A 10,507-nucleotide genomic window follows, 5' to 3' on the forward strand; every position below is an offset into this window, starting at 1 on the left:
CCGGTGGGGGCCGGTCGCGCCCACGCGGCGGAGCCGCACATTGATACAGCCCCGCACCCCTTACGGGGCGCTACGAAGGCTGCGGGCCGGTGGGGGCCGGTCGCGCCCACGCGGCGGAGCCGCACATTGATACAGCCCCGCGCCCCTTACGGGGCGCTCCAGCTGGGGCGGGTTTCAGGAAAGCCGCTCCACGGCCGCTCGTACTCGCTCGTCCGTCGCCGTCAGGGCCACGCGTACGAAGTTCTCGCCGGCCTCGCCGTAGAAGTCGCCCGGTGCCACCAGGATGCCGAGGTCGGCCAGGTGGGACACCGTCTGCCAGCAGGACTCGTCCCTTGTCGCCCACAGGTAGAGGCTCGCCTCGCTGTGTTCGATGCGGAAGCCGTGGGCGAGGAGGGCGTCGCGGAGGAGGCTGCGGCGGGAGGCGTAGCGCTCGCGCTGTTCGTGGACGTGGGTGTCGTCGGACAGGGCCGCCACCACCGCCGCCTGGGTCGGGGCCGACGTCATCATGCCGCCGTGCTTGCGGATCTCCAGGAGGGGGCCGAGGACCGCCGGGTCGCCTGCCAGGAAGGCCGCGCGGTAGCCGGCGAGGTTGGAGCGCTTGGAGAGGGAGTGGACGGCCACGATGCCGTCGTACGAGCCGCCGTTGACGTCCGGGTGCAGGACCGAGACCGGGTCGGCCTCCCAGCCCAGCTCGAGGTAGCACTCGTCGGAGAAGAGCAGGACGCCGTGGGCACGGGCCCAGGCGACGGTCTCGGTGAGCTCCTGCTTCGAGAGGACCTTGCCGGTCGGGTTGGACGGGGAGTTCAGCCAGAGGAGCTTCAGGCCGGCCGGGTCCAGGTCGCGCGGGTCGTCGTAGACCTCGTAGTCGGCGCGGGCCAGGCGGGCGCCGACCTCGTAGGTGGGATACGCGAGGCGCGGGTAGGCGACGCGGTCGCCGGGGCCGAGGCCCAGCTGGGTGGGGAGCCAGGCGACGAGTTCCTTGGAGCCGACGATCGGGAGGACGTGGCGGTGGGTGACGTCCCTGGCGCCGAGCCGGCGGGTGACCCAGGCGGTGATCGCGTCGCGCAGCGCCGGGGTGCCCCAGACCGTGGGGTAGCCGGGCGAGTCGGCCGCGTCGATCAGGGCCTTCTGGATCAGGTCGGGGACCGGGTCCACCGGAGTGCCGACCGACAGGTCGACGATGCCGTCCGGGTGCGCCGCTGCCGTCTTCTTGTACGGTTCCAGCTTGTCCCAGGGGAAGGTGGGCAGACGGTCGGAGACTGCGGACACGGTTCCTTGCTCACTTTCTTCGGTACGACCGGTTCGTCCGGTACGGCAAACGCCTCGGTCCCGCAGGCGCTGATCGGGCGTGATCAGGCCGTGCGGGACCGAGGCGGCACGATGGTGCGGCGGGCCGCCGGTGCGGACTACTCGGCCTGCGGGGGCAGCGCGGCGATGAACGGGTGGTCCCGCTCGATCAGGCCCAGCTTGCTGGCGCCGCCCGGGGAGCCGAGGTCGTCGAAGAACTCGACGTTGGCCTTGTAGTAGTCCTTCCACTCCTCCGGAGTGTCGTCCTCGTAGAAGATCGCCTCGACCGGGCAGACCGGCTCACAGGCACCACAGTCAACGCATTCGTCCGGGTGGATGTACAAGGACCGCTGGCCCTCGTAGATGCAGTCGACCGGGCACTCCTCGATGCACGCCTTGTCCTTCACGTCGACACAAGGCTGCGCGATGACGTAGGTCACGCTGTCGTTCCTCCTCGATTGGGCGCCGGCGGGCCTCCGTAGGCTCCGCCGCCTGGCGCGCGGGAGCGCGGCGTCGTCGATGCCCGCCCCTAGTATCTCCGTTCCTGGGCATGATCCGAACAGGAGGGGTGAACTGACCAGTGGAAATCTCTGCCGCAGGACGCTTCGAGGTCCGTATCACCGCTGCTGACGTGGGTAAACGAGTATCTGTGCGCCGTTTGACCGGAAATGGTGTCACCACGGAGAAGTTCACCGACACGGTGGGTGTTCTCACATCATGGGACGACGACGGCATGCTGACGATCACACGGCGGGACGGGGAGAGCGTCCGGATACCGGAGTCCGCGCTGGTGGCGGGGAAGGTGGTGCCGGCCGCTCCGGCGCGCCGCCGGGGACCCGCGGCGACCTATCGGGAACTCGCGCGTGTCGCCTCGCGCGGGTGGCGGCCGGTGGAGAGCGAGCGGCTCGGCGAGTGGGAGCTGCGGGCGGCCGCGGGGTTCACGCGGCGGGCGAACAGCGTGCTGCCGCTCGGTGATCCCGGGCTGCCGCTGGACGCGGCGCTGGCGGCCGTACGGCGGTGGTACGGCGAGCGGGGGCTGCCCGCGTACGTGCAGACCGCGACCGGCGCCGAGGGCACGCAGGAACTGCTCTGCGCGGAGCTGGAGCGGCGCGGCTGGGTGCGCGAGGTGAGCGCCGAGCTGTGGACCGGAGGGCTGGCGCCGGTGGCGGACCGGGCGGCGGGGGCCGGTGTGGTGCTCGCCCGGGAGGCCGGCGAGGACTGGCTGGCGCGGTACCAGCGCAAGGGGGTGAGCGAGGTTGCGCTCAAGGTGCTGGGGAGCGGGCCGTCCGTGTGGTTCGCGACCGTGTCGGGCGAGTCCCCCGGAGCCGCCCCCGCGGCCATCGGGCGGCTGGTGGTGGACGGCAGGTGGGCCGGGTTCGCCGCCGTGGAGGTGGATCCGGGGCTACGGCGGCGGGGGCTGGCCACCGAGGTCATGGCCGCGCTCGCGCGCCGGGCGCTGGAGGAGGGCGCGTCGGCGGCCTGGCTGCAGGTGGAGACGGACAACGAGGGGGCGCGGGAGCTGTACGGGCGGCTGGGCTTCGCGGCGCATCACGCGTACCACCACTACCGGGCGCCGGGGGCGGACGGCTCCTGAATCCTGGAGTCGAGGCGGTACCGATCATTCCGAAGGGGCACGAGACAGCTATGGCTTCCGGTCAGCCACACCCACGTCCGCCGTCGTCGGGGCGGGCCGCCGAGGTACGGCGGCGGTTCGCCGAGGAGGCGCGGTCCGAGCGGCCCGATCTGGCGACGCTGTGTCTGCTGCTGGGCGCGGCGGCCGACGGCTCGCTGGACGAGGCCGGGATCGACGCGGCGCAGATGGAACTGGACCGGCTGGCCGGGCAGCTGCCGTACCGGCCGGGCGGGCCGCACGCGTGGGCTACCGCGGCGCACCGGGTCCTTGGCGAACGGTTCGGCTTCCGGGGCACCGCCGCGGACTACCAGCGGCTGGACTCCTCGCTGCTGCACGAGGTGCTGCGGCGGCGGCGCGGGCTGCCGATCCTGCTGTCCGTGGTGTGGCTGGAGGTCACCCGGCGGGCGGGGGCGCCGGCGTACGGGGTCGCGCTGCCGGGGCACTTCGTGGTCGGGTTCGGGGCGGCGGAGGAGCAGGTGCTGGCCGATCCGTTCGACGGGGGGCGGGTGCTGACCGGGGCGGACGCGGAGCTGCTGGTGGTGGGGGCGGCGGGGGTGCCGCTGGAGCCGTCGATGCTGGAGCCGGCCGATGCCCTGGACGTCGTACGGCGGATCCTGAACAACGTGCGGGCGTGGGCGGCGACCCGCCCCGAGCGGTCGGACGTGGGCCTGTGGGGGGTGGACCTGTCCCTGCTGATGCCGTCGCATCCGGCGCGGCTGCGGTACGAGCGGGCGCGGTTGCTGGTGGAGCGGGGCGACTTCGTCGACGGGGCCGAGGAGCTGGAGGAGTACGCGGGGCTGATCGACGTGGTCGACGAGGGGGCGGCGGAGAAGGTACGGGGGGAGGCCCGGGCGGCACGGGCTCGTCTCAACTGAGCCAACTGGTGGAGACGCAGTATTCCGAGGGCGCGCTGTTCAGCCCTTGCGACTGGTGGGCATCCAGGGGCAGCGGATCCAGACTTCCTGACCTTGCTGCGTCCTATTCGCGGATACCTGCGGCCTCGATGGCACGCCCGCGGGTCGCGCTCAGGGTCGCGGCCGACGCGGTGGCCAGGGCGACGAGGGCGCAGAGCGCGACGGTCCCCCAGATCTGGGTCCACGGGATCGAGCACCTGGCCGGGCGGGTGCGGGCCCTGGACGCGGCCTGACGGCTGATGGCCGAACGCCTGGAGGAGGCCCCGGGCAAGACGCGAAGCTCAGCTTCGAGGTCCAGCCCAACGGCCGTCTGAAGCTGCACGTCGACCGGCTCGGCGCGCTCGGCCTGGTCTTCAACGCGACGCGAGCACGACGTCTTGGACGAGGACGTCGCCCGAGTCTCCCCGTTCAAGCTCGCCAACCTCAACGTGCTCGGCCGCTGCAGCGTCCGCGCCTCCAACCGGGTCGACGGCGGTCTGCGCCCACTGCGTGGCCCAGGGGGCGGCGGTCTGGACGAAGACGACGACGGCGAGGTTCAGGGCCCGTCTTCCGGACCCTGCGATGCGCTGATCCAGCTTGACGCCCGAGCGCAGCCGTTCGTGGAACCGGCCCACACTGGTCGGCGTCCCTCCATGAGTCCGAAAGATCGACTTCACTGAAGGACGTGCCCGTGACCGGTATGGCTGCCCGCTACCTCTATCTCACCCGCCACGGCGAGGCATCGTCGGACGAAAGTGAACTGACGGATGCGGGCCGCCAACAGGCCGCCTTACTGGGGGAGCGGCTCCGTGGGGTTCCGCTGGCGGCAATCCACCACGGGCCTCTCGCCCGTGCTGAACAGACCGCCCGGCTGGTCGGTGAACGGCTCGACGGCGTTCCCCACCATCGCTCCGAAGCGGCCGGCGACTACCTCCCCTACCTGCCGACACGCGAAGAGCTGCCGCCGGAGGCAGCTGACGCCTGGCTCAAGTTCCTGGACCAGTTCACGGCTGAGGAACGCGAGCAGGGCCCCGGGCTCGCGGCGGCGGCGCTCGCAGATTTCACCGGACCTGTCGTCGGCGACGAACCGCGCCACGAGCTTGTCGTCACCCACAACTTCCTCGTCGGCTGGCTCGTTCGAGCCGCCCTCGACGCGCCGAAGTGGCGGTGGCTGGGCATTAACCATGCCAACGCGGCCCTGACCGTCATCCGCTACGCACCCGACCGCCCCCCGGCGGTCCTCCTCTTCAACGACACCGGCCACCTCCCCACCGAGCTCCGCTGGACCGGCTTCCCACCAGAGCTCCACGTCTGAGGCCCGTAGGTGAGATCGATGTTCATCCATCGGAGGGAGCATCTGATGTCGCCATCGACAGCCAGGGCGGTGTAACGGCCCCGGGCCGCGTGCCGACGGGCATCGCGGACAACGTGCCACTCGCCTGCTCGCGCGAGAGCGCAAAGCCCCGCTCGGCCGGCAGTGAGTGCGATTCGTTGCGTTCCCACCAGTCCCTCAGCCCACCGGTCGCCCCTACAGCCAGCCCTTCTCTCGCGCGATCCGGACCGCTTCCGCCCTGTTCCGTACCGCCAGTTTCTGGATCGCCGTGGAGAGGTAGTTCCGTACCGTCCCCTGGGAGAGGTGCAGCGCTGCCGCCAGTTCCGCGTTGGTCGAGCCGTCGGCCGCCGCGCGGAGGACCTCGCGTTCGCGGTCGGTCAGGGGGTTGGCGCCCTCGGCGAGGGCCGCCGCCGCGAGCGTGGGGTCGATGACGCGTTCGCCGGCGAGGACCTTGCGGACGGCCTCGGCGAGCTGGGCGGCGGGGGCGTCCTTGACGAGGAACGCGTCGGCGCCCGCCTCCATCGCGCTGCGAAGGTAGCCGGGGCGGCCGAAGGTGGTGAGGACGACCAGTTTCACCGCCGGCAGCGCCTTGTGGAGCTGGGCCGCCGCCTCGATGCCCGTACAGCCCGGCATCTCGATGTCGAGCAGGGCGACGTCGATGTCGTGCTGCCGCGCCGTCGGCAACACCTCGTCGCCGCGGGCGACCTGGGCCACGACCTCGATGTCGTCCTCCAGGCCCAGCAGGGCGGCCAGCGCCTCGCGGACCATCGACTGGTCCTCCGCGAGGAGGACCTTGATCGTACTGCTCATGCCCCGGATCCTACGGCCATGCCGGAGCCGAGCGGGACCCGGGCGACCAGCCGGAAACCGCGCTTCGCACGGCCCGCCTCCAGCGTGCCGCCCGCCTTCTCCAGCCGCTCGGTGAGCCCGGTGAGCCCGTTGCCGGGGCCCTTGCCTGAGCCGCCCGAACCGTTGTCCTCGACGGCGAGTTCGAGGACCGGGCCGTCCAGGGTCTGACGGCGCAGCAGCTCCACCGTGCAGACACTCGCACCGCTGTGCCGTACGACGTTGGTGATCGCCTCCCGCAGCGCCCACGCGAGGGCCGCCTCGCCGTCGTCGGGTACGCCGGCCAGGTCGGGGTCGGCCGGGACCTCGGCGGTGACCGCGGCGGCGGTCAGGGCGACCTGGGCGCCCGCCAGTTCGGCGGCGAGCCGGGGCCGCCGGTAGCCGGTGACCGCCTCGCGGACGTCCACCAGGGCCTGGCGGCTGACCTGTTCGATGTCGGAGACCTGCTGGGCCGCCTTGTCGGGGTGGTCGGGGAGCATCCGGCCGGCCAGCTCGCTCTTCAGGGTGATCAGGGAGAGGGAATGGCCCAGCAGGTCGTGCAGGTCGCGGGCGAGGCGCAACCGCTCCTCGTTGGCGGCCAGTTGGGCGACGGTGGCGCGGGCCTTGCGCAACTCGATGGTGGTGGCGACGAGTTGCCGTACGCCGGTCATGGAGAAGCCGACCAGCAGCACCACCAGGAACAGGCCCCACGCCTCGTCCATGTCGTGGACGTACCAGCCCGCCAGCACCATGGCGGCGGTGGTCAGCGGGATCGTCCAGTAGGCGATCCGCAGCGGGAAGGTCACTCCGCACATCACGGAGACGTACACGAACAGGCCGAACCAGGAGCCGCCGAGGGTGAAGGCCAGAGTGACCGCGAGCGTCCCTTCCAGGACGATCGCCGCGGTGACGATCCAGCCGCGGTAGGGCCGGCCCATGGAGCGGAAGACGATGGTCAGGTAGATCCCGACGAAGGCCGTCAGGCCCGCCCAGCCGGCCGCCGTGGCCCCGGTGGTGTGGTGGCCGGAGGCCAGGTCCTGCGCCGGGGAGGCCAGGAAGACCAGCCAGGGCAGGACCCACACCAGCTTGCGCATCGCCTCGCTCCGGTTGCGGGGCGGCTGGCCGATCCGCACCAGCCGGTCCGCCCGGGCTTCGTCCTCGGACCGCAGGTCTTCCGTCATCATGCTCACGCCTTCAGCGTGTCCTTCCGGTACAGCCAGGCCGCGCCGCCGACGAAGAGGGCGAAGAAGGCGACGAGGATGGCGATGTCCTGGGCGCGCGGGGCCTGGCTCTGCTCGATGGCCCGCCCGAGTGCAGCGTACGCGTGCGTGGGCAGCCACTTCGCGATGTCCTGGAGCCAGGTCGGGAAGGAGGAGGACGGCCACCACAGGCCGCCGAGGATCGACAGGCCGAAGTAGGTGATCATCGTGATCGGGCGGACCGCGTCCCCGGAGGCGAGGTAGCCGATGGCGACGCCGAGCGCGGCGAAGACCAGGCTGCCGGCCCAGATCGCGCCGGTCAGCGCCAGCCATTGCCAGGCGTCCAGGCGTACGTGCTTGACCGAGGCGGCGACCAGGAAGACGACCACGATGGAGGGCAGGCTCACCACGGCGGCGCTGGCGGTCTTGGCGAGGACGTAGCCGCGCCCGGGCAGCGTGGTCAGCCGCAGCTGCCGTACCCAGCCGCTCTCCCGCTCCTTGGCGATGCGCTCGCTGTTGCCCATCAGGACGGCGGTGAGGGCGCCGAAGGAGGCCATGGAGACCATGACGTAGGCGGCGACGGACAGGCCGGAGTTGTCCACGGTGGCGCTGGTCCCGCCCTGGCTCGCGACCAGCAGGAAGATGATCGAGGGGTAGATCACCGAGAAGAACAGGAACTTGCGGTTGCGCAGGGCGCGGGCGAGCTCCAGCTTGATCAGGGCGTTCATGACTGCGTGGCCTCCTTGGCCTCTTCGGCCTCCGTGATGGCGACGAACGCCTGCTCAAGGCCGAGCCCGGCGACTTCGAGGTTGCGGGGGTAGAGACCCAGGCCGTAGAGGGCGTGGACGGTGGCGTCGGCGTCGGACGACTGCATGCGGACGGTCTGGCCGCTGACGTCGACGGCGGTGAGGAAGGGCAGCGCCCGCAGCGGGGCCTCGTCGATCTCGCCCTCCAGGTCGAAGGAGATCCTTCTCGCCCCGGCCTTCGCCTTGATCTCGGCGGCCGTCCCGTCGGCGAGGAGCCGGCCGCGGTGCAGCACCAGCACCCGGTCGGCGATGGCGTCGGCCTCCTCCAGGTAGTGCGTGGCGAACAGGACGGTCCGCCCCTGGTCGGCCTGCTCGCGCATGGTGGCCCAGAACGCCTGGCGGGCGGAGACGTCCATGCCGGTGGTGGGCTCGTCCAGGACGATCAGGTCGCTGTCACCGGCGGTGGCGAGGGCGAAGCGGACGCGCTGGGACTGGCCGCCGGAGAGCTTGTTGACCTTGCGGTCGGCGATCTGCGAGATGCCCGCGCGGGCGAGGACGTCGGTGACCTTGTACGGCTTCGGGTGCAGGTCGCAGGCGAGCTTGACCAGTTCCCGGACGGTGACCTCGTCCATCAGGCCGCCGCTCTGCAGCATCGCGCCCACGCGTCCGGCGACAATGGCCTCGCGCGGGCTCAGGCCGAACACGCTCACCGTGCCGCTGTCGGCCAGCTTGAGGCCGAGCAGCAGGTCGAGCGTGGTCGACTTGCCGGCGCCGTTGGGCCCGAGCAGGGCCACGGTCTCCCCCGGGTGCAGCCGCAGCGAGAGCCCGTCGACGGCCCGCACGTTCCCGTAGGTCTTGCTCACTTGGTCGAACCCGACCACCACCGGGGTCCCGGTGGCCGTCGTCGCCGCTGTCGTTGTCATGCCTCCATGCTGGCCGCGAGCCCCAGGCCGGGGGCAGTGTCGGGCGTCCGGAGAGCCGCATGACAGATGTCATGAGCAGCGCCTGACAAGCGCGAAGGGGCGCCCGGCGAGCACCGGGCGCCCCTTCGCCGCGCGTCAGTTCGGGTTGGTGTCGATGACGCCCACCCGGTTCGTCTTGCTCAGCAGCGCCTGGCGCAGGGCGACGTAGACGTCCTGCGGGGTGACCGCCGTCTTCTCGCCGGTGGCACGGGCGATCTTGACCCCGTCGAAAGCGCCACCGTAGAGCCCCTTGAGCGCGTTCAGGTCCGGGCTGTCGACGAGCTTGCCGTCGACAGCCTTGACCCGGAGGAACTTCCACAGGGAGTTCTGCGGGCTGAACGACACCGGGGTGCCGCCGGTGTCGGCCTTGACCGTGACCAGCCCCGACATCGCCGGCTCCGCGAACGCCTTCATCTCGCGGTCGACCTCCGCGTTGGAGACCGTCGGCTGCTTGGTGGTCGTCGGGACGGACACCGGCGAGGCCGTGTCGGTCTCCACCATCGCCTCGTACGCCTGCTGGACAGCCTGCATCGAGCCGGCCGCGTCGATGCCCTTGCCCGCCTTGCCGTAGACCGCGACGGCCTTGCCGGAGGTGAACTTGATCGTGCCCTCGGTGACCGAGCCGGAGCTGCCGCCGAGGCCGTTGAGGGCGGCCTGGAGCTTCTCCTCGTCGACCGGCATGTCCGGGGCGACGACCCGCTTCTGGCCGAACAGGGAGCCGATCACGGAGACGGGGTTGTAGTCGCTCTTGGCGGCCGCCTCGACCGTCGACTGGATGTCGAACTGCAGACCCGCCTGGTCCGGCGGCAGCGAGACCGTCTTGCCGCCGACCGACAGCTTCAGCGGCTTGTTCACCCGGCTGCCGAACGCGTCGTCGAGCTTCTTGACGGCGTCGTCGCGGGTGCCGCCGCCGATGTCGACGCCGAGCACGGTGGTGCCCTTGGGCACGTCGGAGTGGTTCATGAGCAGCCCGGCGCCGTAGACGCCGATGCCGGCGACCACCACGACACCGCCGAGCAGCGGCAGCTTGCCGCGCTTCTTCTTGGCCTTCGCCTTGCCCTTGCCCTTGGCCTCGGCCGGGGGCGGCGAGACCGGTTCGGGCAGCTTCGGGGGCGTGTGCGGCAGCGGCCCGTCGGTGGGCGCGCCGGGCGCGAACGGGGAGTTGGCGCCCGGCGGCACGACCGGGATGCCGCTGGTGACGGTGTGCCCGGAGACGTTGTCCGCCGGGGAGCCGTAGCCGGGCATGCCCGGTTCGGGGGCGGGCTTCTGCGGGGTGAGGATCGCGGTGTCGTCGCTCAGGCCGCCGCCGGGAAGGCCGGCGGGGGCGGTGCGCACACCGGGCCGGGCCTGGCCGGTACGGGCGCGAGGACCGCCGGGCCCACCGGGACCGCCGGGCCCACCGGGGCGCGCGGGGCCGCCGCCGGGGCCCGCGGGGCCGCCCGGGGCGCCGAACGGCTCACCGCCGTTGAAGGCCTCGCCGACCGGGCCGCCCATTCCGTTGGGGCCGGCCGGGCCGCCGAAGGGCTCGCCGCCGTTGACCGGCGGGACGAACGGGCCGTCCCCGGTGACCGAACGGCCGTGGCCCACGGTCACCTGGGTGGGCGTGCGGGACGCGGCGGCACGCAGCCC

The 10,507-nt window shown here is 72.1% G+C and carries 11 protein-coding genes and 1 pseudogene; 4 read left to right on the plus strand and 8 right to left on the minus strand.

Annotated features, from left to right (window positions below):
* Window positions 1-174: 174 nt before the first annotated feature.
* On the minus strand, window positions 175-1,269 hold the full coding sequence (locus KVT45_RS38585) for a bifunctional succinyldiaminopimelate transaminase/glutamate-prephenate aminotransferase (RefSeq protein WP_217553855.1): 1,095 nt from the start codon (window positions 1,267-1,269) through the stop codon (window positions 175-177).
* A 137-nt stretch (window positions 1,270-1,406) separates the two neighbouring features.
* Window positions 1,407-1,727 carry a ferredoxin gene (gene fdxA, locus KVT45_RS38590; protein WP_089098949.1) on the minus strand — a complete coding sequence of 107 codons (321 nt, stop codon included), beginning with the start codon at window positions 1,725-1,727 and terminating at the stop codon, window positions 1,407-1,409.
* Between the two features lie 140 nt (window positions 1,728-1,867).
* Between fdxA and KVT45_RS38595 the strand changes: the two genes are divergently transcribed.
* The 3 genes from KVT45_RS38595 to KVT45_RS38605 all read left to right on the plus strand — a co-directional run bounded on the left by KVT45_RS38595 (window position 1,868) and on the right by KVT45_RS38605 (window position 4,067).
* Entirely contained in the window at window positions 1,868-2,881 is a 1,014-nt protein-coding gene (locus KVT45_RS38595) for a GNAT family N-acetyltransferase (protein ID WP_217553857.1), read from the plus strand.
* Between the two features lie 50 nt (window positions 2,882-2,931).
* Window positions 2,932-3,795 carry a transglutaminase-like domain-containing protein gene (locus KVT45_RS38600; protein WP_217553858.1) on the plus strand — a complete coding sequence of 288 codons (864 nt, stop codon included), beginning with the start codon at window positions 2,932-2,934 and terminating at the stop codon, window positions 3,793-3,795.
* Window positions 3,796-3,923: 128 nt separating this feature from the next.
* A complete protein-coding gene (locus KVT45_RS38605) occupies window positions 3,924-4,067 on the plus strand; it encodes a hypothetical protein (protein WP_217553860.1) in 144 nt (47 codons plus the stop codon).
* A 120-nt stretch (window positions 4,068-4,187) separates the two neighbouring features.
* Here the strand turns inward: KVT45_RS38605 and KVT45_RS38610 are convergent, their stop codons facing one another.
* Entirely contained in the window at window positions 4,188-4,448 is a 261-nt protein-coding gene (locus KVT45_RS38610; RefSeq protein ID WP_217553862.1) for a hypothetical protein, read from the minus strand.
* Window positions 4,449-4,504: 56 nt separating this feature from the next.
* On the opposite strand from KVT45_RS38610, the gene KVT45_RS38615 reads away from it, so the two are divergent.
* Window positions 4,505-5,128 (plus strand): histidine phosphatase family protein, encoded by a 624-nt coding sequence (locus KVT45_RS38615; protein ID WP_217553864.1) that lies wholly within the window; start codon window positions 4,505-4,507, stop codon window positions 5,126-5,128.
* Window positions 5,129-5,341: 213 nt separating this feature from the next.
* Here the strand turns inward: KVT45_RS38615 and KVT45_RS38620 are convergent, their stop codons facing one another.
* The 5 genes and pseudogenes from KVT45_RS38620 to KVT45_RS38640 form a co-directional block, all read right to left on the minus strand.
* Complete coding sequence (locus KVT45_RS38620; protein WP_217553866.1) at window positions 5,342-5,956, minus strand: response regulator transcription factor; 615 nt, start codon at window positions 5,954-5,956, stop codon at window positions 5,342-5,344.
* Entirely contained in the window at window positions 5,953-7,152 is a 1,200-nt protein-coding gene (locus tag KVT45_RS38625) for a sensor histidine kinase (RefSeq protein ID WP_217553891.1), read from the minus strand. The genes KVT45_RS38620 and KVT45_RS38625 overlap by 4 nt, the downstream gene beginning before the upstream one ends.
* A 5-nt stretch (window positions 7,153-7,157) precedes the next feature.
* A complete protein-coding gene (locus tag KVT45_RS38630) occupies window positions 7,158-7,898 on the minus strand; it encodes an ABC transporter permease (protein WP_217553869.1) in 741 nt (246 codons plus the stop codon).
* Window positions 7,895-8,839, minus strand: coding sequence for an ABC transporter ATP-binding protein (locus KVT45_RS38635; RefSeq protein ID WP_217553872.1), 945 nt, complete (start codon window positions 8,837-8,839; stop codon window positions 7,895-7,897). Before KVT45_RS38635 ends, KVT45_RS38630 begins: the two co-directional genes overlap by 4 nt.
* 135 nt (window positions 8,840-8,974) lie before the next feature.
* Window positions 8,975-10,507, minus strand: a pseudogene (locus KVT45_RS38640) (hypothetical protein); the annotation flags it as partial.

Source organism: Streptomyces sp. GbtcB6, assembly GCF_019091475.1.
Classification (GTDB): domain Bacteria; phylum Actinomycetota; class Actinomycetes; order Streptomycetales; family Streptomycetaceae; genus Streptomyces; species Streptomyces hyaluromycini.

What these genes read in the sequence shown, in the direction of transcription:
- KVT45_RS38605 (WP_217553860.1), top strand. Translation starts at nt 3,924, where the DNA reads ATGGCACGCCCGCGGGTCGCGCTCAGGGTCGCGGCCGACGCGGTGGCC.
- KVT45_RS38620 (WP_217553866.1), bottom strand. Translation starts at nt 5,956, where the DNA reads ATGAGCAGTACGATCAAGGTCCTCCTCGCGGAGGACCAGTCGATGGTC.
- KVT45_RS38630 (WP_217553869.1), bottom strand. Translation starts at nt 7,898, where the DNA reads ATGAACGCCCTGATCAAGCTGGAGCTCGCCCGCGCCCTGCGCAACCGC.
- KVT45_RS38635 (WP_217553872.1), bottom strand. Translation starts at nt 8,839, where the DNA reads ATGACAACGACAGCGGCGACGACGGCCACCGGGACCCCGGTGGTGGTC.
- KVT45_RS38600 (WP_217553858.1), top strand. Translation starts at nt 2,932, where the DNA reads ATGGCTTCCGGTCAGCCACACCCACGTCCGCCGTCGTCGGGGCGGGCC.
- KVT45_RS38625 (WP_217553891.1), bottom strand. Translation starts at nt 7,152, where the DNA reads ATGACGGAAGACCTGCGGTCCGAGGACGAAGCCCGGGCGGACCGGCTG.